Source organism: Stenotrophomonas sp. IS26 (genome assembly GCF_054188265.1).
The window spans coordinates 176,380-200,480 of record NZ_JBSZJV010000002.1 but is presented as its reverse complement, the minus strand read 5'-3'; the positions used below and the strand labels follow the sequence as shown (position 1 = coordinate 200,480).

Annotated in this window: 23 protein-coding genes; 14 read left to right on the top strand and 9 right to left on the bottom strand. The window is 67.5% G+C overall.

What is annotated here, in order from left to right; genetic code table 11:
• Positions 1-63: 63 nt before the first annotated feature.
• Complete coding sequence (locus ACW6W5_RS02835) at positions 64-645, top strand: NUDIX hydrolase (protein ID WP_121036667.1); 582 nt, start codon at positions 64-66, stop codon at positions 643-645.
• A gap of 60 nt (positions 646-705) precedes the next feature.
• Here ACW6W5_RS02835 and serA read toward each other — a convergent pair whose 3' ends face one another.
• A complete protein-coding gene (gene serA, locus ACW6W5_RS02830; RefSeq protein ID WP_152150699.1) occupies positions 706-1,947 on the bottom strand; it encodes a phosphoglycerate dehydrogenase in 1,242 nt (413 codons plus the stop codon).
• 205 nt (positions 1,948-2,152) lie between these two features.
• Here serA and ACW6W5_RS02825 point away from each other — a divergent pair, with 205 nt between their 5' ends.
• The 4 genes from ACW6W5_RS02825 (at position 2,153) to ACW6W5_RS02810 (ending at position 6,560) form a co-directional block, all read left to right on the top strand.
• Positions 2,153-3,541 carry an FAD-binding oxidoreductase gene (locus ACW6W5_RS02825; protein ID WP_152150701.1) on the top strand — a complete coding sequence of 463 codons (1,389 nt, stop codon included), beginning with the start codon at positions 2,153-2,155 and terminating at the stop codon, positions 3,539-3,541.
• Positions 3,542-3,602: 61 nt separating this feature from the next.
• Entirely contained in the window at positions 3,603-3,899 is a 297-nt protein-coding gene (locus tag ACW6W5_RS02820) for a DUF2388 domain-containing protein (RefSeq protein WP_121036670.1), read from the top strand.
• Positions 3,899-5,713, top strand: a complete 1,815-nt coding sequence (locus ACW6W5_RS02815) for a DUF7844 domain-containing protein (protein WP_152150703.1) — start codon at positions 3,899-3,901, stop codon at positions 5,711-5,713. Before ACW6W5_RS02820 ends, ACW6W5_RS02815 begins: the two co-directional genes overlap by 1 nt.
• A 103-nt stretch (positions 5,714-5,816) precedes the next feature.
• Positions 5,817-6,560 (top strand): MliC family protein, encoded by a 744-nt coding sequence (locus ACW6W5_RS02810; protein WP_152150705.1) that lies wholly within the window; start codon positions 5,817-5,819, stop codon positions 6,558-6,560.
• 60 nt (positions 6,561-6,620) lie between these two features.
• Here the strand turns inward: ACW6W5_RS02810 and ACW6W5_RS02805 are convergent, their stop codons facing one another.
• The 7 genes from ACW6W5_RS02805 to ACW6W5_RS02775 all read right to left on the bottom strand — a co-directional run bounded on the left by ACW6W5_RS02805 (position 6,621) and on the right by ACW6W5_RS02775 (position 13,363).
• Entirely contained in the window at positions 6,621-7,001 is a 381-nt protein-coding gene (locus ACW6W5_RS02805; protein ID WP_226956558.1) for a hypothetical protein, read from the bottom strand.
• A 70-nt stretch (positions 7,002-7,071) separates the two neighbouring features.
• Complete coding sequence (gene yeiP / locus ACW6W5_RS02800; protein WP_121036675.1) at positions 7,072-7,638, bottom strand: elongation factor P-like protein YeiP; 567 nt, start codon at positions 7,636-7,638, stop codon at positions 7,072-7,074.
• A gap of 68 nt (positions 7,639-7,706) precedes the next feature.
• Positions 7,707-8,477, bottom strand: a complete 771-nt coding sequence (locus ACW6W5_RS02795; protein WP_152150709.1) for an SDR family NAD(P)-dependent oxidoreductase — start codon at positions 8,475-8,477, stop codon at positions 7,707-7,709.
• Positions 8,478-8,529: 52 nt separating this feature from the next.
• Complete coding sequence (locus tag ACW6W5_RS02790; protein WP_152150711.1) at positions 8,530-11,118, bottom strand: sensor domain-containing protein; 2,589 nt, start codon at positions 11,116-11,118, stop codon at positions 8,530-8,532.
• Positions 11,115-12,008: a hydroxymethylglutaryl-CoA lyase gene (locus ACW6W5_RS02785; RefSeq protein ID WP_152150713.1), complete on the bottom strand. Its 894-nt coding sequence runs from the start codon at positions 12,006-12,008 to the stop codon at positions 11,115-11,117. Before ACW6W5_RS02785 ends, ACW6W5_RS02790 begins: the two co-directional genes overlap by 4 nt.
• A gap of 168 nt (positions 12,009-12,176) precedes the next feature.
• Complete coding sequence (locus ACW6W5_RS02780) at positions 12,177-12,563, bottom strand: VOC family protein (protein ID WP_152150715.1); 387 nt, start codon at positions 12,561-12,563, stop codon at positions 12,177-12,179.
• Positions 12,564-12,574: 11 nt separating this feature from the next.
• Positions 12,575-13,363 (bottom strand): enoyl-CoA hydratase-related protein, encoded by a 789-nt coding sequence (locus ACW6W5_RS02775; protein WP_121036680.1) that lies wholly within the window; start codon positions 13,361-13,363, stop codon positions 12,575-12,577.
• A gap of 114 nt (positions 13,364-13,477) precedes the next feature.
• Between ACW6W5_RS02775 and ACW6W5_RS02770 the strand changes: the two genes are divergently transcribed.
• From ACW6W5_RS02770 to ACW6W5_RS02760, 3 genes are read left to right on the top strand one after another with little or no spacing between them, the layout of a single operon-like run.
• Complete coding sequence (locus tag ACW6W5_RS02770; RefSeq protein ID WP_121036681.1) at positions 13,478-13,735, top strand: FeoA family protein; 258 nt, start codon at positions 13,478-13,480, stop codon at positions 13,733-13,735.
• Positions 13,732-15,591 (top strand): ferrous iron transporter B, encoded by a 1,860-nt coding sequence (feoB, locus tag ACW6W5_RS02765; protein WP_121036682.1) that lies wholly within the window; start codon positions 13,732-13,734, stop codon positions 15,589-15,591. The genes ACW6W5_RS02770 and feoB overlap by 4 nt, the downstream gene beginning before the upstream one ends.
• Positions 15,591-15,845 (top strand): DUF6587 family protein, encoded by a 255-nt coding sequence (locus ACW6W5_RS02760; protein WP_121036683.1) that lies wholly within the window; start codon positions 15,591-15,593, stop codon positions 15,843-15,845. The genes feoB and ACW6W5_RS02760 overlap by 1 nt, the downstream gene beginning before the upstream one ends.
• Before the next feature lie 35 nt (positions 15,846-15,880).
• Here the strand turns inward: ACW6W5_RS02760 and ACW6W5_RS02755 are convergent, their stop codons facing one another.
• Positions 15,881-16,642, bottom strand: a complete 762-nt coding sequence (locus ACW6W5_RS02755; protein ID WP_121036684.1) for a 3-oxoacyl-ACP reductase — start codon at positions 16,640-16,642, stop codon at positions 15,881-15,883.
• Between the two features lie 94 nt (positions 16,643-16,736).
• Here ACW6W5_RS02755 and dapB point away from each other — a divergent pair, with 94 nt between their 5' ends.
• From dapB to ACW6W5_RS02725, 6 genes are all read left to right on the top strand, one after another.
• Positions 16,737-17,477: a 4-hydroxy-tetrahydrodipicolinate reductase gene (gene dapB / locus ACW6W5_RS02750; RefSeq protein ID WP_152150717.1), complete on the top strand. Its 741-nt coding sequence runs from the start codon at positions 16,737-16,739 to the stop codon at positions 17,475-17,477.
• A gap of 240 nt (positions 17,478-17,717) precedes the next feature.
• Positions 17,718-18,848 carry a glutamine-hydrolyzing carbamoyl-phosphate synthase small subunit gene (gene carA, locus ACW6W5_RS02745; RefSeq protein ID WP_152150719.1) on the top strand — a complete coding sequence of 377 codons (1,131 nt, stop codon included), beginning with the start codon at positions 17,718-17,720 and terminating at the stop codon, positions 18,846-18,848.
• Positions 18,845-19,402 (top strand): hypothetical protein, encoded by a 558-nt coding sequence (locus tag ACW6W5_RS02740; protein ID WP_152150721.1) that lies wholly within the window; start codon positions 18,845-18,847, stop codon positions 19,400-19,402. The genes carA and ACW6W5_RS02740 overlap by 4 nt, the downstream gene beginning before the upstream one ends.
• Positions 19,403-19,456: 54 nt before the next feature.
• Positions 19,457-22,699, top strand: a complete 3,243-nt coding sequence (gene carB / locus ACW6W5_RS02735) for a carbamoyl-phosphate synthase large subunit (protein WP_152150723.1) — start codon at positions 19,457-19,459, stop codon at positions 22,697-22,699.
• Positions 22,700-22,707: 8 nt separating this feature from the next.
• Entirely contained in the window at positions 22,708-23,172 is a 465-nt protein-coding gene (gene greA, locus ACW6W5_RS02730) for a transcription elongation factor GreA (RefSeq protein ID WP_183073734.1), read from the top strand.
• A gap of 5 nt (positions 23,173-23,177) precedes the next feature.
• The gene (locus ACW6W5_RS02725; RefSeq protein WP_152150725.1) at positions 23,178-24,098 is read left to right on the top strand and encodes a phosphoglycerate mutase; all 921 of its coding nucleotides are present in this window, start codon (positions 23,178-23,180) and stop codon (positions 24,096-24,098) included.
• The last annotated feature ends 3 nt before the right edge of the window (positions 24,099-24,101 follow it).

The following is a 24,101-nucleotide window of genomic DNA, read 5'->3' as shown; positions in this document are numbered from 1 at the left end:
CAAGCACAAATGCAGCATGGCCGAGCGATAATCGGCCAAATCCGCACGATGCCTGCACCTGCCATGTCGCTGAACCTCGAATCCGTTGCCATTCCTGACGCCGCCCTGCGCAGTCAGCTTGATGCTTACGCCCGCCGACACCCCGAGCACGCGGCATTGGCTGACGAATTCAGCACAGTGCTGGACGATCCGGACAACCCGTTCCTGCGCGAGCGCCTGGCCGGGCACTTCACCGGCAGCGCGTGGCTGGTCAGCGCCGACGGGCAGCGCGTGCTGCTGACCCACCACCGCAAGCTGGACCGCTGGCTGCAGCTGGGCGGCCACGCGGATGGCGAGCGCGATCTGGCCCAGGTGGCGCTGAAGGAAGCCGAGGAGGAATCCGGGCTGACCGCGCTGGTGCTGGAGGATGGCGAGTTGTTCGACATCGACAAGCACTGGATTCCCGAACGCAAGGACGTCCCGGGGCATTGGCACTACGACGCGCGCTACGTCGTGCGGGCGCTGGGCAGTGAGCAGTTCGCGATCAGCGACGAATCGCTGGCGTTGGCCTGGCGCGAGATCCGTGACGTGGCCAATGCGGCGATCGAGACCCCCGATGGGGATGATTCGTTGCCACGCATGGCCAAGCGCTGGCTGGCGCGGTGATTTAACAGGATTTAACAGGGACGGGGGTAATTATTAATTACCCCCGTCCCCTTTAATACATTAATACAGCACGCGGGTGCGCAGGGTGCCGGGGATCGCCGCCAGCTCCTCGCGCACCGCGCCGGCCTGGGCTTCGCTGGCGGTGATGTCGATCACCACGTAGCCCACCTTCGGGTCCGTACGCAGGAACTGGCCGTCGATGTTGACGTTGTGGCGCGAGAAGATCTCGTTGACCTTGGAGAGTACGCCCGGCACGTTCTGGTGGATGTGCAGCAGGCGCAGGCTCTCGGCGTGCTCGGGCAACGTCACTTCCGGGAAGTTGACCGCCGACAGGGTGCTGCCGTTGTCGCTGTAGCGCACCAGTTTGGCCGCCACTTCCACACCGATGTTGTCCTGTGCTTCCAGTGTGCTGCCGCCAACGTGCGGGGTCAGGATCACGTTGTCGTGGGCGGTGAGCGGGGAGACGAAGACATCGCCGTTGCCCTTGGGCTCCACCGGGAACACATCCAGCGCCGCACCACCGAGGTGGCCCGAGCGCAGCGCCGCATCCAGCGCGTCGATGTCGACCACGGTGCCGCGCGCGGCGTTGATCAGGTGTGCGCCGGGGCGCATGCGCGCCAGTTCGTCGGCACCGATCATCCACTGCGTGGCCGGGGTTTCCGGCACATGCACGGTCACGATGTCGGCGCGCGCCAGCAGGTCATCCAGGCTGATCGCCGCGCGGGCATTGCCCAGTGACAGCTTGGTTTCCACATCGTGGAAGATCACCTGCATGCCCATCGCCTCGGCCATCACGCCGACCTGGGTGCCGATATGGCCATAACCGATGATGCCCAGCGTCTTGCCGCGCACCTCATGGCTGCCGGCGGCCGACTTGGACCAGCCGCCGCGATGGCACTCGGCGTTTTTCTGCGGGATGCCGCGGGTCAGCATGATCGCTTCGGCGATCACCAGCTCGGCCACGCTGCGGGTGTTGGAATAGGGGGCGTTGAACACCGGGATGCCGGCCAGTTCCGCCGCCTCCAGGTCGACCTGGTTGGTGCCGATGCAGAAGCAGCCGACCGCCATCAGGCGCTTGGCGTTCGCCAGCACCTCCGCACTGAGTTGCGTGCGCGAACGGATGCCGACGATGTGGGCCTCGGCGATGCGCGCCTTCAGTTCGTCTTCGGGCAGCGCCTTGCTGTGCAGTTCGATCTGCGAATAGCCGGCCGCGGTGAACACGTCGATCGCGGTCTGGCTGACCCCCTCGAGCAACAGTACGCGGATATCCTGCTTCGGGAACGAGGTCTTTTTCGGCGACATGGGCGGCGTGCGACGTGTGGCGGCGGGAGCCCTCAACTATGCCAGAAGCCGGCCGCGATGGTGCGGTGCGCCAATCGATGTCCAAACGGTTTCAGATGCACCTATTTGGGTGAGGCCGACGAGCCGCGGGAACAGGCCCCGCTACTGGACGCGGCGTGGAGTGGCTGGCAGGCTTGCGGGCTCCCCCGGCACCGCCAGACGCCCCATGACCGATCCGCGCCTTGATTCGCTGTTGCACGCTTGCCCCGGGCTGCGCCTGAAGACCGATCCGGCCGATCTGGAGCACTACGGCCGCGATTGGACCCGGCGCTGGACACCCGCGCCGCTGGCGATCGCCCTGCCGGGCACGGTGGAGGAGGTGCAGGCGATCCTGCGCTGGGCGACCGCCCAGGGCGTGGCCGTGGTGCCCTCCGGTGGCCGCACCGGCCTCTCTGGCGGCGCGGTGGCAGCCCACGGTGAGCTGGTGCTCAGCCTGGAGCGGATGAACAAGCCGCTGGCCTTCGATGCGGTCGACCGCACCCTGACCGTGCAGGCGGGCATGCCACTGGAGGCGGTGCACAACGCGGCGCTCGAGCATGGCCTGATCTACCCGGTGGATTTCGCCGCGCGTGGTTCGTGCTCGATCGGCGGCAACATCGCCACCAATGCCGGTGGCATCCGCGTGATCCGCTACGGCAATACCCGCGAGTGGATCGCCGGCCTGAAGGTGGTGACGATGGCCGGTGAGCTGGTCGAGCTCAACAAGGGCCTGATCAAGAACTCCAGCGGCTATGACTTCCGCCAGCTGCTGATCGGCTCGGAAGGCACGCTCGGCGTAATCGTCGAAGCCACCTTGAAGCTCACCGATCCGCCGCCGGCCAGCAACGTGATGCTGCTGGCGCTGCCCTCGTTCGAGGTGTTGATGCAGGTGTTTGCCGCTTTCCGCGAGCGGCTGCAGCTGCAGGCCTTCGAGTTCTTCACCGACCGCGCGCTCGGGCATGTGCTGGCGCATGGCGCGCAGGCACCGTTCGACGAGGTCCACCCGTATTACGTGGTAACCGAATTCGCTGCCGGCGACGAGGCGCAGGAAGCCGCCGCGATGGCCGCGTTCGAAGACTGCATGGAGCACGGCTGGGTCAGCGATGGCGTGGTCAGCCAGAGCGACGCGCAGGCCGCGCAGCTGTGGCGCCTGCGCGAGGGCATCACCGAAGCGGTGGCGCGCTACACGCCCTACAAGAACGATGTCTCGGTGCGGATCTCGGCGATGCCGGCCTTCCTTGCCGAAACCCAGGCCCTGATCGGGCAGGCCTACCCGCAGTTTGAAGTGGTCTGGTTCGGGCACATCGGCGACGGCAACCTGCACATCAACGTGCTCAAGCCGGACGAGACCGCCGATGCGGAGTTCCTGACCCAATGCGAGCATGTCACCAAGCTGCTCGCTGGTGTGCTGGCGCGCTTTGACGGCAGCATCTCGGCCGAACACGGGATCGGCCTGGTTAAAAAGGGCTACCTGGACAGCACGCGCAGCGCGCCGGAAATCGCACTGATGAAGGCGGTCAAACGTGCGTTTGATCCCCAAGCGCTGCTGAATCCCGGCAAGCTCTTCGACCTCTGAGGCAAGACAGGATTTCACGCAGCCTATACGCTCTGTGCTTTCCACCGCGAACGACACCCCGATGATGCGTCCGATCCTGCTTGTTGCCGTGCTCGCCCTGCCGTTGTCGGCGATGGCCTCCAGTTTTGCCGGCAGCTCTGCCGGTTCCGCCTCCGGCGCGTCCTCGGCCGGTTCGTCCAGCTCGGGCGATGACAAGATCGTGCTTGATGCGCGCGATGATGCAGCCGCCTTCGTGGCCAGCGACGGTGCGATCCGTGGTGCCCGTCTGGAAGCTGCGCTGCTGCACCTGCGCGAACAGAGCGTTGCGAAGCAGCAGGCCAGTGACATGGCGCTGGCCAGGACCCTGCTGGCCCGCTGATGCGAACGCTTGGTCAGGTCCGCCGCTGGCGCTGGGCGGTCCTGATCGCGTGGCTCGCCGCGCCGTTCGCACAGGCGGCGCTGCAGCTGGAGCTGCAGCCGCAGGGATTGAGCGTGGCGCAGATCGTGGCCGCCGAGCGTGCCCTGCAGCAGGTGCACACGCGCCTGCCAGCGCCGTGGCAGGCACGTTTCCAGCACCCGGTGCAGGTGCGCTGGTCGGAAACGCTGCCGGCCCACGTGCACGGCCGCACCCGCAACGGCACGATCACCCTGCAGCGCGCGTTGCTGGACACCGTGCAGGACGATCAACCGTTGCCACGCCCGCTCGAAGCCGCGCTGATCCATGAATTGACCCATGTGCTGGACCGTTCGCCGCAGGGTGGCTGGTCGCGCGATGCGCGTCTGCGTGACCTGGCCGGCTGGCAGCGACGCCCGTGGAAGCTGGGGCGTACAGCGAATGCCTTCAGCGAGCGCAGTCCGGACGATTACGAGCGCATGCGACCGGCCGAGTTCCTGGCGGTCAACGCCGAGCACCTGCTGCTCGATCCGGATTACCCCTGCCGCCGTCCGGCCGTCGCCGCGTGGTTTGCCGAGCACCTTGGGCCGAACGACCCGGCCGAGGGATGCGACACCCGTCTGCCGTTGATGCAGGCCGAAGAGGAGGCGGGCGCGGCGACGCTGCTCGAACTGGATCCGGCCCGGATCTACGCGGTGGACTACCTGCTCGCCGAAGGCAATGACCAGCTGATGAGTCGCTGGGGCCACAGCATGCTGCGCCTGGTGATCTGCGCGCCAGGCCGCCCGCGTGGGCCGGCCTGCCGGATGGATCTGTCCCATCACCGCGTGCTGTCCTACCGTGCCTTCGTCGGCGATGTACAGATCTCCAGCTGGCGCGGGCTGACCGGTGCCTATCCTTCGCGCCTGTTCGTGCTGCCGCTCAACCAGGTCATCAACGAATACACACAGGTGGAACTGCGGGGGCTGTCTTCCGTGCCGTTGGCGTTGGATGCGCCGGACATCGCCAGCCTGCTGGAGCGCGTCGCGCAGGTGCACTGGAGCTATGACGGGCGCTATCTGTTCGTCAGCAACAACTGCGCGGTGGAGACCGGCAAGCTGCTGCAGGAAGGCGTGCCACGCCTGGCTTCGCCGGGGTTGAACCGGCTCACCCCGCGCGGGCTGCTGACCCGCCTGGAGCGCCAGGGCGTGGCCGACGCCAGCGTGCTGGCCGATCGCGGGCAGGCGACGCGACAGGGCTACTACTTCGCCTCCGCCGAGGATCACTACCAGCAGTTGTTCGATGCGGCGCGCCAGCAGCTACGGCTGGGCACGACAACCGTCGGCGAGTGGTTGCGGCAACCGGCCAGCGAGCGTGCACGCTGGGTAGGGCAGGGTGATCTACGTGCCACCGCCGCCCTGCTGTTGCTGGAACAGGCTGCCCTGCGTCGCGAAGAACTGCGCGCACGCGACGTGCTGAAGCGGCTGCTGGGCGATCCGGCCAAGGAAGATGCTGCGGCGCGCGACACGCTGCGCGCGTTGCTGGAAGACACCGGCCAGCTGATCAGCCCGGCCGCACTGGTGGCGGGGGGCGGCTACGGGCTGCCGTCGGCGCACGAGCGGGCGCAGGCCAGCGAGGCGGCGGCGCGGCTCAGTGCACAGGGTGTGCCGGCCTGGCAGGCGTTACAGACACAGCTCAAACACCGCCTGCCACAGGCACAGCAACGCGAACTGGCCCTGATCGACAGCAACCTGGCACGGCTGGGTGCGCGCATGCGTGCGCTGGCGCGAGAGGACGAAGGACGGGTCGCACCGCACTGAACCGCGTGTTCAGCGATGCCCGGAAGGTCAGCGTCGCTTCACCTGTTCTCACGGCCCGGCAGGTACGATCAAGTGTTGTCGACGTTATCGCAAGGAGTCCCTCATGCGCGCATCCCCCTGGTTGTTGAGCCTGGCCATTACCGGCGCACTCGCCGCCTGCCAACCGGCCAGCCAGAGCAGCCCCGCCGCCGATGGCAGCGAAGCGCCGCCCCCGATCGATGCCTCCACTGCTGAAGAGCGCGCGTATGCGTTCCGCTGTGGGGAGCTGGAAGTGCATGCTACTTACCGCGGTCAGGATTCGGCAACGGTGGTGGTGGGCGACCGCACTTTCCCGATGTCCTCGCAGCCTGCAGCGTCCGGCGCGAAGTATGGCGATGGGCAGGGCAACGAATTGTGGACCAAGGGCACCACCGAAGGCAGCCTGATCCTGAAGGGCGAGCCGGACCGCACCTGCACCGGCACCGGCGAGCAGGGCGGACAAGCACCGCCGGCCAATGCGACCGCCCATGGGGAGACGGACGCCGATGCGGCAGGCGGATTCCGCGCGACCGGCAATGAGCCCGGCTGGCTGGCCCAGGTCGGTGCGGGTGCCACCCCGGCGCTGCACATCGAGATGGATTACGGCGAGCGCAAGCTCGAGATTTCCAGCCCCACCCAAGGCCGTGACGGCTGGTCGGGTACTGCCGCCGATGGCACCCCGGTCAAGCTGACCTTCCAGCGCACGGTGTGCCAGGACGACATGAGCGGCCAGGCCTTCGGTGCCACGGCCATGCTCACGGTCGGCGCGCGCCAGTACCACGGCTGCGGGGATTTTGCCGGCGCGCCCTCGTTGGCGGCCAAGCCCTGATCCAGCAAGCTCTGACTCAGTTGAAGGCACCGGATGCGCGCATGCGCGTCCGGTGAACCATCACATGCCGCGCGGGCAGGGGTTGGGCAGCGCCCGGCTGTCGGCATCCAGCATCAGCTCATTGCGGGTGCCCAGCAGCATCAGTTCGGTGTGCACCAGGCAGTTGTCGGCATGGCGCTGCAGGAGTTGATTGAAGCGCCGGGCACGGTCGTCGCAGCTCTCGTGGATCGCGTAGGCCAATTCGCGCGCACGGTCTTCGTCGTACGCTTCTTCGCCAGCGAAGTGCTGGCACGCGCTTTCGCGCGCCAGGAAGGCCTGCACATCGCCGGGCATCGCGCAGTACATGCGGATGTCCTCGGCCACGAACACCTCCGCCGGGACGTCGCAGCGCTCACCGTGGGCGGTCTCAGCCAACGTGGCGGGTGCGCGCGGGGTATCCAATGTCTCACTCTCCACCGCCCGCGGCGAGCACGCCGCGAGCAGCAGGAGCAGGACGATCAGTGCAGACCGTTTAGTCGGCACGGCCGGCGAATTCACCGGTGGTGGTATTGACCAGCACACGTTCACCGTTGGCGATGTACTCCGGCACCATGATTTCGATGCCGGTGCTGAGCTTGGCCGGTTTCGGGCGCTTGGTGGCAGTGCCGCCCTTGAGCTCCGGCGGCGTTTCGACCACTTCCAGCACCACGCTGGTCGGCAACTGCACGCCCACCGGGGTCTCGTCGATCACCTGCACGTAGATGCCGGTCAGGCCATCGGTGATGTAGCCGGCGTCATCGCCGAGCACATCCGCATCGACCATGTACGGGGTGTAGTCCTCGTCATCCAGGAAGACGAAGGCGTCGCCATCCATGTACGAGTAGGTGGCCTGGCGGCGCAGCAGCTCGACTTCCGGCAGGTTGTCGTCGGCGTCGAAGCTGGAGTCGAGCTTGTTGCCGCCCGGCACGCTGTACATGATGAAACGGAAGCGGACATTGCCGCCGCGGCCCTGCGGGGAGCTGCGTTCGATGTCGCGGATCTGGTAGACGCCGTTGTTGAATTCGACGACGTTGCCTTTCTTGATGTCGCTGGCTTTCATGGGAATGAAGGTCGGTTCGTGGAGGTGGCGGGTGCCGGAACCGGGCACCCAGCGGGTTGCGTGCTCGCTTACTTCGGCGCCAGACGCACGGCGCCGTCAAGGCGGATGGTCTCGCCGTTGAGATAGGTGTTGCCCAGGATATAGGCGACCAGGCCGGCGAAATCCTCCGGCTTGCCCAGGCGGGGCGGGAACGGGATCGAGGCGGCCAGCGATTCCTGCACGGCCGGCGGCATGCCATCGACCATCGGGGTCCAGAAGATGCCCGGGGCGATGGTCATCACGCGGATGCCGAAGCGCGACAGTTCGCGGGCCATCGGCAGGGTCATGCTGACCACGCCGCCCTTGGAGGCGGCATAGGCGGCCTGGCCGATCTGGCCCTCGTAGGCCGCCACGCTGGCGGTGTTGATGATCACGCCGCGCTCGCCATCCTCGCCCGGGGTGTTGTGCTGCATGCGGTTGGCGGCGGCCTTGGCGACGTTGAAGCTGCCGACCAGGTTGACCATCACCGTGCCCTGGAAGTTGGCCAGCGGCATCGGCGCTTCCTTGCCGAGCACGCGGCCGGCGCCCAGGATGCCGGCGCAGTTGATCGCGGTGTTCAGCCCGCCCAGGAAGTCGCAGGCGGCATCGATCTGCGCGGCCACGGCGGCTTCGTCGCTGACGTTGGTGCGGTAGTAGCGCGCGTTGGCTTCGCCAAGCGCGGCCACGGCGGCCGCGCCCTTGTCGTCATTGAGATCGAACAGGGCCACCTTGGCGCCGTTGGCGACCAGGTGCTGGGCCACGGACAGGCCAAGGCCGGAGACACCGCCGGTGATGACGGCGCGGACAGAAGACAGCTGCATTGCACGATCCCGCTGGTTCAAGAACCGCCGATTCTAGCGGAAGCGGCCGCCTTCACCGTTGTGCACTGCCCACGGCGACCTTCGCACGCAGTGCCAGCCGCCGGGCGAACTCGTCCGCCGCCAGCCCTGGGGCGAACAGGAAGCCCTGGCCGACCGAGACCCCCAGCGTGGTCAGGAACTGGCGCTGGGCCTCCGATTCGATGCCCTCGGCGACCAACCCAAGGCCCAGGCTGCGCGCGATGCCGCAGACCGCCTCGCAGACCGCCACGTCCGAACGGTTGGTCGGCACGCCCTCCACGAACAGCTGGCTCAGCTTGAGGCCATGGATCGGCAGCCGGCGCAGATAGTTCAGCGCGCTGTAGCCTTCGCCGAAGTCGTCGATGGTCAACAGCACGCCCATCTCGCGCAGCTGCGCGAAGGTGCGCAGGGTGTCCGGGGCGTCTTCGATCAACACCCGCTCGGTGAACTCCAGCTCCAGTGCGCTGCCGGGCAGGTGGAATTCGTCCAGTACGGCGCGCACGTTCCGGGCCAGATCCTCGCCGACGAACTGCCGGTAGGACACGTTGACCGCCACCCGCACGATGCCCAGCCCGTCGTCCTGCCACTGGCGCACCTGCCGGCACGCCTCGCGCAGCACCCACAGGCCGATCCGGACGATGTCGCCGGTGCTCTCGGCATGGCCGATGAAGATGTCCGGGCGCAGTTCGCCCAGCTGCGTGTTGCGCCAACGAATCAGCGCCTCGGCGGCGATCAGCTGGCCGCTGTGCAGGTTGACCTGCGGCTGGTAGACCAGGTGGAACTCATCGTCGTCCAGCGCCCGGTGCAGCCGGCTCTCGATCTGCAGCCGATCATGCTGGCGCTGGGCCAGCTCGGGCGAGAACACCTGCCAGCCGTTGCGGGTGCGCCGCTTGCAGTCGTACATGGCGATGTCCGCGTTCTGGATCAGCTGCTGCGGGCGCAGCCCATCCTGGGGCGCACGCGCGATGCCGATGCTGGTGGTCACCGGGAATTCGTCGGCACCGAAGCGGAACGGGGTGCTGAACGCACGGGTGATCGCATCGGCCAGCCGCTCGGGCTGATCGGCCTGGTCGCGGGTATCGCAGACCACCAGGAACTCATCGCCGCCGAACCGGGCCAGCAGCCCCTCGGTACCGATCGCGGTGGCGATGCGGCGGGTGGCATCGATCAGCAGCTCATCACCGGCGTTGTGGCCGAGCAGATCGTTGACGATCTTGAAGCGGTCCAGATCGATGTACAGCACGGCCACCCGGCAATGGGTGGGGTTGGCCATGCGTGTGGCCAGATCATTGAGCACCGCATCGCGGTTCATGATGCCGGTGAGCGGATCGGTGCGCGCCTGGATGCGCAGCGTCTCTTCGGCCTGCTTGCGCGCGGTGATGTCCTGCACGGTGCCGGCGATGCGGGCGGCGTCGACATCGCCGGCCTCGGCTTCGCCGATCATGCGCACCCAGAACGAATGTCCATCACTGCGCTGGCCCTGCAGCTCCAGTTCGAAGGACACCTGCCGGTCGATCACATCCAGCAGCGCCTGCTGCAGCAGCGCGCGATCATCCACGCGCAAGCACTCCAGCAGCTCGGCCATGTCGCGCATCGGCAAGTTCTGGCCGAGGATGCGGGTCGCCTCATCAGTGAGGTACAGGCGCTGCAGGCCGCGGTCCCACTCCCAGCCGCCGATGTGCGCCAGCGACTGCGCGCGATCGAACAGGGTGTTGTTGCGCTTGAGCTCGGTGATGTCGCTGAACAGCCCGAACACGTGGTCAGGCGCGTCGCGCCCGTTGCCGTATACCGGTACGTTGGTGGTGGAGATCCAGATCATCCGGCCGCGCGGGCGGTGGTACAGGCCGACGATGGTGCTGCGCACGATGCGCCCGGTCTGCAGCGAGACACTGGCGGGCCATTGGTCGCGGGTGAGCGGGTGGCCGTGCTCGTCCACGCTGATCCAGTCCTCCGGCGCCAGCATCGCCTGCAGGCTGCCGCCATTGCCGGCGGTGCCCAGAATGCGGTGCGCGGCCGGGTTGGCCGAGACCACCCGCAACTGGCGGTCAAACAGGACCACGCCCTTGTCGATGGATTCCATCAGCAGCCGGTAACGCGATTCGGCCTGCCAGCGGCTGCTCAGATCGCGCGCCACCGCCACGATGCAGTGCTCGCCCTGGTGCTCGAAGCCGGCCGAATGCACCTCCACCGGGAAGCGGCTGCCATCGCCGCGCATGTTGGTGACTTCGATGACGTAGGTCTCGCCCCGATGCAGGGCTTCCCAGACCGGGTCCAGGTGGTCGCCGGGCAGGTCCGGGTTCAACAGTTCGATCGGCTGGCCGACGATCTCCTCACGGGGGCGGCCATAGGCACGCACGCCCGCCTTGTTGAGGTCCAGCACCACGCCGCGTTCGCTGAGGATGCTGACCGGGTCCGGGACGGCATCGAACAAGGCGGCGTAGCGACGCAGGGCCAGCTGCCGCTCGTCCATCGCTTCCTGCAGGGCCTGCTGGACCTCCTCCAACAGGCCGCGCAGGTCGCCCGGCGAGTGGGCCAGGGCGCGTTCCAGGGCAGCCAGCGCGTGGACGTGGGGGGTGAGGTGATCACCCACCGCAGCGTCCTTGCGCGGGCCGCCGCTTTTCATGTCGCCGCCAGGGCCCTGCCGGTCTTGCTGCCGGTCTCGCGGCCCAGCCGTGCGGCCAGCCAGCGCCCGGTGGCGGCCAGCGCCGGCAGATCGATGCCGGTGCGCATGCCGATGCCATGCAGCATGTAGACCACGTCTTCGCTGGCGACATTGCCGCTGGCGCCCTTGGCATACGGGCAGCCACCTGCACCGGAGACCGCCGAATCGACCACGCGCACACCTTCGTCCAGGCAGGCATCGATGTTGGCCAGGGCCTGGCCATAGGTGTCATGGAAGTGCACGGCCAGCGCGGCCATCGGCAGTTCGCTGGCGACCGCGTTGAGCATCGCGCGCGCCTTGCGTGGCGTGCCCACGCCGATGGTGTCGCCGAGCGAGATTTCGTAACAGCCCATGTCATGCAGCGCACGCGCGACCCGGACCACCTCGCTCACCGCGACCTCGCCCTGGTAGGGGCAGCCGAGTACGGTGGAGACATAGCCACGCACCTTGACCCCGTCGGCCTTGGCCCGCTCAAGGATGGGTGCGAAGCGCGCCAGCGACTCGTCGATGCCGGCGTTGGTGTTGGTCCGGTTGAAGGTTTCCGAGGCGGCAGTGAACACCGCCACTTCCTGTACGCCCACCGCGCGTGCGCGGTCGTAACCCTGTTCGTTGGGCACCAGCACCGGGTAGTCGATGCCCGGGCGGCGCTCGATGCCGGTGTACACCTCGGCAGCGTCGGCCAGTTGCGGCACCCAGCGCGGGCTGACGAAGCTGGTCGCCTCGATGGTGCGCAGGCCGGTCAGCGAGAGCTGGCGGATCAGTTCGATCTTGTCGGCGGTGGCCACCGGCTGGGCTTCGTTCTGCAGCCCGTCGCGCGGGCCGACCTCGACGATGCGCACGAAGTCATTCATTCGCCAGCCCTCCGCGAACGGAGCGACGGACGACCAGCAGGGGGCGGGGCGGGGTAGAGATCACGGAGATTCCTGTCAGACGAAAGGCGGCCCACGGTCCCCGGCAGGCCACGAAAGGGGGATACGCGGGATGGGCGACAAAGCGGCCATCCCGCCGGCGATGGGCGGTCAGCCCGGGTGGTGGCAGACCGCTTCGATGTTGTTGCCATCCGGGTCGAGCACGAAGGCCCCGTAATAATCGGGGTGGTAATGCTCGCGGATGCCCGGGGCACCGTTGTCCGTGCCGCCGGCTGCCAGTGCGGCGCGGTGGAAAGCGTCCACGTCGGCCCGGCTGCCCGCGCTGAAAGCGATGTGCACGCCGCCATGGGCGCCCGGGGCGTTGCCGATCCAGAAGTCCGGCTTGCCGCTGCGGCCGAAGCCGGCATGGTCATGGTCGCCGGTCTGCGCGGCCGAGACGTGCATCACCACCGCGATGCCCAGCGGGGCCAGGGCCTGCTGGAAGAACGACAGGCTGCGCGCGAAATCGCCGCAGCGGATGCCAACGTGGTCGAGCATGGTGCTTCTCCTCAGTCCTGGGTGACCCAGTGCGGGGCGCGCTTGTCCAGGAAGGCGCCGAGGCCCTCCTGGCCTTCGGCCGAGACCCGCAGGCGGGCGATCAGGGCCGCGTTGTCGCGGTCGGTGGCGTCGCGGTCGCGGCCCAGCGCGACCCGCCGGACCAGCTCCTTGGCAGAGGAAGAGGCCACCGGACCGGCCTTGTCGAGCAGCCCGAGCTGGCGCTGGACGGCCTCGTCGATCCGTTCAGGCTCGATCAGCTGGTGGACCAGGCCGATGCGCAGGGCGGTCTCGGCGTCGAAATGCTCGCCGGTGGCGAACCAGCGCCGCGACTGGCGTGGGCCGATCGCGTCGATGACATAGGGCGAGATCACGGCGGGCAGCAGGCCCAGGCGGCTCTCGGTCAGGCCGAAGCGGGCGCTGGTGCTGGCGATGGCGATATCGCAGCAGGCCACCAGTCCGACCCCGCCACCGAAGGCGGCGCCCTGGACACGGGCGATGGTCGGCTTGGGCAGCTCATCCAGGGTCCGCATCAGGCGGGCCAGGGCGAGCGAGTCCTGGCGGTTGTCCTCCTCGCTGGCGGCGGCCATGCCACGCATCCACTGCATGTCCGCGCCCGCCGAGAACGAGGCGCCTTCGCCGGCCAGCACCACCGCCCGGACGTGGTCGTCGCGGCCGGCGGCCTCCAGGGCGGCCGTCAGCTGGGCGATCAACGAGGCGTCGAAAGCGTTGTGCAGGGCCGGGCGGTTCAGCCACAGGGTCAGCACCGAGGCGCTGCGTTCAATCCGTAGTGCATCACTCATGGGTCGGCTTGCTCCAGTACATGTACAGATCATAGCGGGCCATCGGTCACGGGCAATGGCGCGGCGCGTCGATGGTAGAATTGATAACCATTCCTATCATCGAGAAGGCGCTCCGTGACGTTGTCCGATCTGGCGCTGTACAGCTCCGCCGTGGTGGAGTCCGTGCAGGAAACACACGCAAACGATGCGATCGCCCGCCGACTGAAGGAGCTTGGCTTCGTCAAAGGGGAAGAGGTGCGTCTGGTCGCCCGTGGTCCCGTCGGCGCCGAGCCGCTGCTGGTGCAGGTGGGGTTCACGCGTTTCGCGCTTCGCCGCAGTGAGGCCGCCCGCATCGTGGTAACCGCGTTGCAGTCCCAGGAGGCCCGCGCATGAGCGCCGCCAGCAACGCCCTGCGCATCGCCCTGGTCGGCAACCCGAACAGCGGCAAGACCGCGCTGTTCAACCAGCTCACCGGCAGCCGCCAGAAAGTGGCCAACTACACCGGCGTCACCGTTGAACGCAAGGAAGGCCGCCTGCGTGCGCCGTCCGGCCGCGAGTTCGCCGTGCTGGATCTGCCGGGCGCCTACAGCCTGCAGCCGGCCAGCCTGGACGAAGCGATCACCCGTGACCTGTGCCGGGGCTTCTACCCCGGCGAGGCCGCGCCGGACGTGCTGCTGTGTGTGATCGATGCGACCAACCTGCGCCTGCACCTGCGCTTCGCGCTGGAGCTGCGTGAGTTGGGCAAGCCGATGATCGTGGCCCTGAACATGGTCGATGCGGCCGAGCGCCGCGGCATCAAGATCGATGTGCAGGCGCTGGAACAGGCCCTGGGTGTGCCCGTGGTGGAGACCGTGGCGGTGCGTCGCAACGGCGCGGCCAGGCTGGTCGAGCGCCTGGATGCGATGGTGCCGCACCTGCAGGCCCCGGTGGCGGTGCCTGCCGCCGAGGCCGATTACCACGCCCAGGTGCGCGACATCCTGGCCGCTTCGGTGAGCATGCCGACACGTACGGCGAAGATCGATGACGCACTGGATCGCTGGCTGCTGCACCCGGTGTTCGGTCTGCTGACCCTGGCCGTGGTGATGTTCCTGATCTTCCAGGCGGTGTATGCCTGGGCGACGCCGGTCATGGACCTGATCGAGGCCGGTACGGCGGCACTGGGCGGCTGGATCGGTGGCGCGCTGCCGGAAGGCCCGCTCAACAGCCTGCTGACCGACGGCATCATTGCCGGCGTGGGTGGCGTGATCGTGTTCCTGCCGCAGATCCTGATCCTGTTCGCCTTCATCCTGGCGTTGGAAGAATCCGGTTACCTGCCGCGCGCGGCGTTCCTGCTGGATCGCATGATGGCGGCGGCCGGTCTGTCCGGGCGCTCGTTCATCCCGTTGCTGTCCAGCTTCGCCTGCGCGGTGCCGGGCATCATGTCCACCCGCAGCATCCAGGACCCGCGCGACCGGCTCGCCACGATCCTGGTGGCCCCTCTGATGACCTGTTCGGCGCGCCTGCCGGTGTATGCGCTGCTGATCGGCGCCTTCATCCCGCAGAAGCAGATCTGGGGCGTCTTCAACCAGCAGGGCCTGGTGTTGTTCGGCCTGTACGCGGCCGGCATCCTCAGCGCGCTGCTGATGTCCTGGACAATGAAGAAGTGGCGCCGCGACAAGAGCGAGCATCCGTTGATGCTGGAACTGCCGTCCTACCGCATCCCGCACCCGCGCGATCTGGCGGTGGGGCTGTACGAGCGCGGCATGATCTTCCTCAAGCGCGTGGGTGGCATCATCCTGGCGCTGACCATCCTGCTGTGGGTACTGCTGTCGTTCCCGGGGGCGCCGGAAAACGCGACCATGCCGGCGATCGACTACAGCTTCGCCGGCCAGATCGGCCATGCCATGGCGGTGTTCTTCGCGCCGCTGGGCTTCAACTGGCAGATCTGCATCGCACTGATCCCGGGCCTGGCCGCGCGTGAAGTGGCGGTGGCCTCGCTGGCCACGGTGTACGCGCTGTCCGCCGCCGATGACGATGCCGCCAGCCAGGCGCTGACCCCGCTGATCAGCGACGGCTGGTCGCTGGCCACCGCGCTGTCGTTGCTGGTCTGGTACATCTACGCCCCGATGTGCATCTCCACGCTGGCCACGATCAAGCGTGAAACCAACTCGTGGAAGCAGATGGGCTTTGCCACGTTCTACCTGTTCGCGGCCGCCTACATCGCCTCGCTGATCACCTACCAGGTGACCGTGGCCCTGGGCGGCGGCTGATGGAGACCGGTCTGCTGCTGCAGTACGTCGTGATCGCGCTGGCCGTGCTGGTCAGCGCGTGGGTGGTGATGAAGAAGCAGTTCCCGGGCACCGTGCGCAAGGCACGCGGGGCGATCGCGCTGGGGTTGGTCAAACCGCAGCGCGCCGCCTGGTTGCAGGCGCTGGGCCGGAAGATCGCACCACCGGCGACCGGTGGCGGTGGTGCGTGCGGTGGTTGTGACAGCTGCGGGCCGACGCCGCCGAAGCGGCACTGAGGCGCTCGGCGGTAGAGCACGCCCTGCGTGATTGCTCAATCGCGCACCAGCCCCCCATCCACCACCAGGTTCTGCCCGGTCACCGCGCGTGACCATGGCGAAGCGAAGAACAGCACCGCATCGGCGAACTCGGCCGGGGTGGTGACGCTGCGCAACGGGGTGTTGGCCGCGATGTAGTCGAACACCGCCTCCGGCGTGGCCGCACTGGCATCCGTGGTGCGCAGCAGACCACCGGAGAGCATGTTGACGGTGATGCCGTCCGGGCCGAGATCGCCCGCCAGCGTGCGGGTCAGCGACAGCAGGGCGGCCTTGGCCGCGGTGTAGTCGTGGTACGGCACCACCGGGTTCTGGAACAGGTTGGTGCCGATGTTGATCACGCGGCCGAAGCGCTGCGCGCGCATGCCGGGCAGGGCGGCCTGCACCGTGTTGAGTGCGCCGCGCACGCTGCCTTCGAACTGCTGGTTGAAGGCGTCCCAGCCGATCACGTCGGCCTTGTCGCGCGCATCGCCGTTGAACGAGAACGCCGCCAGTGCGTTGTTGACCACCGTGGTGATGTCACGGCCGAAGTGCTGGCGCGCCTGTGCGAACAGGGCATCGACCTGGGCGCGGTCGGTCACGTCGGCCTGGATCGCCACGCAGGCGCTGCCCAGCTCGGCCGCCAGCTTCTGCGCGGCTTCTGCGCTGGCGTGGTAGTTGATGACGACCTGTGCGCCCTCGCGGACGAAGGCGCGGACCAGATGCTGGCCGAGCCCGCGGGCACCGCCGGTGACGAGAACGAGCTGCTGCGAAAGCTGCATGGAGGGGCTGCCATGGGGATCCACCCGCTAGCGTAGCAAGCGGTGCGCGGATTTCCTCTTGTGCAGCGCCGCCGGCACCCGCTAGCCTGCATGCATGACTACCACTCCCCTACGTTTGCTCATCCACGGTGCGTCCGGCCGCATGGGCCAGGCACTGCTCCGCCTTGCCGCTGACAATCCCGCCCTGCAGGTGGTGGCCGCGGTGAACCGCCGCTCGCCGGCCCAGCGCGTGGTCGAGGGCGTGCCGCATTTCGCCAGCAGCGAGCTGGCTGGTGCCCCCCCGTTCGATGTCGCCATCGATTTCAGCCTGCCCGAGGGTTTTGATCCGGTGCTGGCGCTGTGCGTGGAGCGCGGTGCGGGCTTCGTGTCCGGCACTACCGGCATCAGTGAGGCGCAGCGCCAGGCACTGATCCGGGCGGCCGGCCGGATTCCACTGGTCTGGGCCTCCAACTTCAGCCTCGGTGTGGCGGTGCTGGATGAGCTGGTCGAGCGGGCTGCCGCTGCACTGGCCGGCTGGGACTGCGACATCGTCGAATCCCACCACACCCAGAAGAAGGACGCGCCCTCCGGCACGGCCCTGACCCTGGGCGCGGCGGCGGAGAAGGGCGGGGCGCATCCGCACTACGCCAGCCTGCGCGCCGGCGACATCGTGGGTGAGCATCTGGTCCAGTTCACCGGGCTGGGCGAGCGCATCGAGCTGACCCACCGTGCCACCAATCGGGACATTTTTGCCCGTGGGGCCCTGTTCGCGGCCAGCCAGCTGCCGGGTCGCGCGCCGGGCAGCTACCGGGTCCGGGATCTGCTGGATGGGGCCACGCCGCCGCCCGCCGTCTGAATTGGGGCCTCGGGGCAGGATGGGCGGGCGCCTGAACCGGCGCTGCGCCCTCCGTCGGCCTGAATAGGGCAATTGCACGCGGATACTGGCGCCGCACCCGGCTTGCCTTTACAATTCCCGCTCGCCGAATCACGACAGCCGGACCGGTCCAGAACCGCAGTCCGCGCTTTTTTGCAGCCGCTTTTTCGTGAAGCGCAGGCGTGACTTCGGCGACCCCTCGGTAGCCAAAGTGAGATTTCCGTGACCCAAGCCGCAATCCTCGTCCTCGAAGACGGCACCGTATTCGAGGGCGAATCCGTAGGCGCGCCCGGCCTGTCCGTCGGTGAGGTGGTGTTCAACACCGCCATGACCGGCTATCAGGAAGTGTTGACCGATCCTTCCTACGCCCGGCAGATGGTCACGCTGACCTACCCGCATATCGGCAACACCGGCATGACCGACCAGGACGATGAAGCGGCCAAGGTGTGGTCGGCCGGCCTGATCGTGCGCGATGTCCCGCGCCGCCCGAGCAACTGGCGCAGCCAGGTGTCGCTGCAGGATTGGCTGATCCAGCGCGGCGTGGTCGCCATCTCCGGCATCGATACCCGCAAGCTGACGCGCATCCTGCGCGAGCGCGGCGCCCAGAACGGTGCGCTGATGGCCGGCGAAGGCCTGAGCGTGGAAACGGCGCTGGAAGCGGCGCGCAAGTTCCCGGGCCTGAAGGGCATGGATCTGGCCAAGGTGGTCAGCACCGACAAGCGTTACACCTGGACCGAGGGCCAGCTGGATCTGGACAGCAATGCCTTCGTCAACGCCGCACCGCGTTTCAAGGTGGTGGCCTATGACTTCGGCGCCAAGCTCAACATCCTGCGCATGCTGGCCGAGCGCGGCTGCGAGCTGACCGTGGTGCCGGCGCAGACTCCGGCTGCCGACGTGCTGGCGATGAATCCGGACGGCGTGTTCCTGTCCAACGGCCCGGGCGATCCGGAGCCGTGCGATTACGCGATCGCCGCGATCAAGACCTTCCTGGAGAAAAAGGTGCCGACCTTCGGCATCTGCCTGGGCCACCAACTGCTGGCGCTGGCCTCCGGCGCGAAGACGGTCAAGATGGGCCACGGCCACCACGGCGCCAACCACCCGGTCCAGGATCTGGACGGCGGCCGTGTGATGATCACGTCGCAGAACCATGGCTTCGCGGTGGATGAGGCCTCGCTGCCGGCGACCCTGCGCGTGACCCACCGCTCGTTGTTCGACGGCACCAACCAGGGCATCGCCCGCACCGACGTGCCGGCGTTCTCGTTCCAGGGCCACCCGGAAGCCTCGCCGGGCCCGCACGATGTCGGTCCGCTGTTCGACCGGTTCGTGACGATGATGGCCGAGGCCAAGGCGTGATGCGCAGCCCCGCGCTGCTGCTGTCGCTGGTGTGCCTGACCGGTGTGGCCCAGGCTGCACCGGCGTCCGATACGCAGGTGCAGGCGGTCATGCAGAAGTTGAGCATGGGCACGCTGGGCACCGACATGGCCAAGCTGATGATCGACAACGTGCCGGCGCTCAAGGCCCTGCCCGAGACCGATCGCCAGTGCGCGCATGCGCCGATCCAGAATCTGCTCGATGCGCAGTTTCGTCATTCGGTGATCACCGGCCTCGGCAACGACGGCGACCAGGTGATCGCCGAGTGGTCGCGCTTCCTGGGGACGCCCGGCGGCAAGAGCCTGTCCTCGGCCTTCGCCGGTGCCAATCCCGCGACGATGGCGGAAAAGGCCAACGTGAACCTGAGCGAGAAGGACCGCGCCGAGGTGACCGCGTTCCTGGCCAGCCCGGCGTACACCCGCTTCATCGCCACGTTCGACACCGAATCGGAGCTGCCCGACGACATCGGCGTGCGGCTGGCGAAAGGACTGCAGGACCAGTGCCGGATCGCGCTGAACCCCGACGATATTTCCTGATCGACAGCGTGCGATCACCCCCATCTGCCTCGCTGTCCAGACTTAGAGAAGACAATGCCCAAGCGCACTGACCTTAAAACCATCCTCATCATCGGTGCCGGCCCGATCGTCATCGGCCAGGCCTGTGAGTTCGACTACTCTGGCGCGCAGGCCTGCAAGGCACTGCGCGACGAGGGTTACCGCGTGGTGCTGGTCAACAGCAATCCGGCCACCATCATGACCGACCCGGAGATGGCCGACGCCGTCTACATCGAGCCGATCAACTGGCAGACGGTCGAGAAGATCATCGCCAAGGAAAAGCCCGACGCGCTGCTGCCGACCATGGGCGGCCAGACCGCGCTGAACTGCGCACTGGATCTGGCCGACAACGGCGTGCTGGAGAAGTACAACGTTGAACTGATCGGCGCCAAGCGCGACGCGATCCGCATGGCCGAAGACCGCGAGCTGTTCCGCGTGGCCATGGGCGAGATCGGCCTGGAGTGCCCGTCCGCTGCGGTGGCGCACACGCTGGAAGAAGCGATCGACATCCAGACCCGCGTCGGCTACCCGACCATCATCCGCCCCAGCTTCACCCTGGGCGGCAGCGGCGGCGGCATCGCCTACAACCGCGAAGAGCTGGTGGATATCGTGACCCGCGGCCTGGAACTGTCGCCGACCACCGAAGTGCTGGTGGAAGAATCGGTGCTGGGCTGGAAGGAATTCGAGATGGAGGTGGTGCGCGACACCGCCGACAACTGCATCATCGTCTGCTCGATCGAGAACCTGGACCCGATGGGCGTGCACACCGGTGACTCGATCACCGTGGCCCCGGCCCAGACCCTGACCGACAAGGAATACCAGCGCCTGCGCGATGCCTCCATCGCCGTGCTGCGCAAGATCGGCGTGGATACCGGCGGTTCGAACGTGCAGTTCGGCATCAGCCCGACCACCGGCCGCGTGGTCGTGATCGAAATGAACCCGCGCGTATCGCGTTCCTCGGCGCTGGCCTCCAAGGCCACCGGCTTCCCGATCGCCAAGGTCGCGGCCAAGCTGGCCGTGGGTTACACCCTGGACGAACTGAAGAACGAAATCACCGGTGGTCTGACCCCGGCCTCGTTCGAACCGTCGATCGATTACGTCGTCACCAAGATTCCGCGCTTCGCCTTCGAGAAGTTCCCGGCCGCCGATGCGCGCCTGACCACCCAGATGAAGTCGGTGGGCGAGGTGATGGCGATGGGCCGCACCTTCCAGGAGTCGCTGCAGAAGGCCCTGCGTGGCCTGGAAACCGGCAAGATCGGCCTGGACCCGACCGGTCTGGACCTGTCCAACGAAGACGACATCACCACCATCAAGCGCGAGCTCAAGGCCCCGGGCCCGGAGCGCCTGTTCTTCGTGGGGGATGCGTTCCGCGCCGGTTTCAGCGTGGAAGAGGTCTTCGCGCTGTCGCACATCGACCCGTGGTTCCTGGACCAGATCGAAGAGATCATCCAGGCCGAAGCCGAGGTGGCCGCCGACGGCATCGACGCACTCGATGCTGCGCGTCTGCGCAAGCTCAAGCGCGCCGGATTCTCCGATGCCCGCCTGGCCGAACTGACCGGCACCAACGAAGCGGCCGTGCGCGCGCTGCGTCGTGCCCACAAGGTGCGCCCGGTATACAAGCGCGTGGATTCGTGCGCCGCCGAGTTCGCCACCAGCACCGCGTACCTGTACTCGACCTACGAGGACGAGTGCGAAGCGGCGCCGAGCAACCGCGACAAGATCATGATCCTGGGTGGCGGTCCGAACCGTATCGGCCAGGGCATCGAGTTCGACTACTGCTGCGTGCATGCGGCACTGGCGCTGCGCGAGGATGGGTATGAAACCATCATGGTCAACTGCAACCCGGAAACCGTCTCCACCGATTACGACACCTCCGACCGCCTGTACTTCGAGCCGCTGACGCTGGAAGACGTGCTGGAGATCGTCGAGCTGGAACAGCCGAAGGGCGTGATCGTGCAGTACGGTGGCCAGACCCCGCTGAAGCTGGCGCGCGCGCTGGAAGCCAACGGCGTGCCGGTGATCGGCACCTCGCCGGACTCCATCGATCTGGCCGAAGACCGCGAGCGCTTCCAGCAGCTGGTCGACAAGCTCGGCCTGAAGCAGCCGCCGAACCGCATCGCCCGCAACGACCAGGAAGCCCTGCTGCTGGCCCGCGAGATCGGCTACCCGCTGGTGGTGCGCCCGAGCTACGTGCTGGGCGGCCGTGCGATGGAAATCGTCTACGGTGAATCCGATCTGGCCCGCTACGTCCGCGACGCGGTGAAGGTCTCCAATGATTCGCCGGTGCTGCTGGACCGCTTCCTGGACAACGCCGTGGAAGTGGACGTGGACATCATTGCCGACAAGGACGGCAACGTGCTGATCGGCGGCGTGATGGAGCACATCGAAGAAGCCGGCGTGCATTCGGGCGATTCGTCCTGCTCGCTGCCGCCGTACTCGCTGTCGGCTGAAACCCAGGCAGAGCTGCGTCGCCAGGTGGTCGAGCTGGCCAAGGCCCTGAACGTGGTCGGCCTGATGAATACCCAGTTCGCGATCCAGACCGGCGAGAACGGCGAAGACATCGTCTACCTGCTGGAAGTGAACCCGCGTGCCTCGCGCACCGTGCCGTTCGTCTCCAAGGCCACCGGCATGCCGCTGGCCAAGATCGCCGCGCGCTGCATGGCCGGCAAGACGCTGGCCGAGCAGGGCGCGACCAAGGAAATCGTGCCGGGCTACTACTCGGTCAAGGAAGCGATCTTCCCGTTCGCCAAGTTCCAGGGCGTCGATCCGATCCTCGGGCCGGAGATGCGCTCCACCGGTGAGGTGATGGGCGTGGGCCGCAGCTTCAGCGCCGCCTTCGCGCGTGCGCAGGAAGCCGGTGGCATCAAGGCACCGCCGCTGGGCAAGGCGTTCGTGTCGGTCCGTGACCCGGACAAGAAGCGCGTGCTGCCGGTCGCCAAGGCACTGGTCGAGCGCGGCTACACCCTGGTCGCGACCCGTGGCACTGGCGCGTGGCTGCAGGAGCACGGCATGACCTGCGAAATCGTCAACAAGGTGGTCGAAGGCCGTCCGCACATCGTCGATTCGATCAAGAACGGCGAGATCGTTTACATCGTCAACACGACCGAAGGTCGTGCGGCGATCAATGACTCGTTCTCGATCCGTCGCGAAGCGCTGCAGCATCGCGTGACCTATTCGACCACCATCGCCGGCGCCATGGCGCTGGTGCAATCACTGGAATTCCGCGGTACCGGCCCCGTCTGGTCGCTGCAGGAACTGCACAAGGAGTTGAACGCATGAGAGCACCGATCACCCTGAAGGGCGCGCAGCGTCTGCGCGAAGAGCTTGACCACCTGAAGTCGGTCAAGCGCCCGAAGGTCATCGCGGCGATCGCCGAGGCACGCGAACACGGCGATCTGAAAGAGAACGCCGAGTACCACGCCGCGCGCGAAGAGCAGGGCTTCATCGAAGGCCGCATCAAGCAGCTGGAAGGTGAGCTTTCGCATGCCGAGATCATCGACATCACCAAGCTCAACGCCGGCAGCAAGGTGGTGTTCGGCGCCACGGTCGAGCTGTCGGACGTGGAGAATGATGAAGAGAAGCGCTACCAGATCGTGGGCGACCTGGAAGCGGACATCAAGCTGGGCCTGATCGCGATCTCCTCGCCGCTGGCCCGTGCCTTGATCGGCAAGCTGGAAGGCGATGCGGTCACCATCGACGCACCGGCCGGCCAGCGCGAGTACGAAATCGTCAGCGTCCAGTACCTGGACTGACGGCGATGGCCACGGCGACGTTGTTGCTGCCGGCGCGCAGCCGGTTTCCGGCGGCGCCGTTGCCCGATGGCGTCGCCAAAGCGCTGGGGCGTGCGCAGCGCCACAGCGCCGAGGCGGGCGAACGCGCCCAGCTGCGTCGGCATTTCCAGACGCAGCCGGACGCGTGGTCCGCCGCCGCCCTGACCCGCCAGCTGGATGGCGGCGATGCCGATGGGGCGGTGTGGTTGCGGGCCGATCCGGCCAATGTGGTGCCGGACATGCATGGCGCACGCCTGATGGGGCACGGGGATACCCTGCGGCCGGATCTGGCCGATGTCATGCACCTGCTGCCGGCGTTGCAGCCGTTGTTTGCCGGGTTCGGCTTCGTGCTGGATGCCCCGGTGCCGTCACGCTGGTACCTGCGGCTGCCGCCGGGCACCATGCTGCCCGCATTCGCCGAGCCTGATGAAGTGCTCGGCGATGATCTGTTCGCCCATCTGCCCGAAGGCGATGCAGGCCGCCGCTGGCGCGCCTTGTTGACCGAGGCACAGGTGGTGTTGCACCAGCATGAATGGAACCAGCAGCGCGTGGCCGACGGCAAGCGCGCGATCAATTCGCTGTGGTTCTGGGGTGGCGGTGAGCTGCCTGAGCGCGTGACCACCCCGCATGCCCAGGTCCGCAGCCGCGATGCGCTGCTGCAGGCGCTGGCCAGGGCGGCGGGCCTGCAGGCCGATGGCGAGCAGACCGTGGATGCGCTGGTGGACCTGCGCCAGCTGCGCTCACTGGAGCAGCTGGGCAATGAGGCGATCCGCCCGTTGCTGGCGGCGATCGCACGCGGGGAATTGAAACGGCTGGTGCTGGATTTCGAGGACGGGGCCCGCGTGGAGATCGACAAGAGCCAGCGCTGGCGGTTCTGGAAGAAGCCGGTGCAGCTGCACGACCTCTGAGTT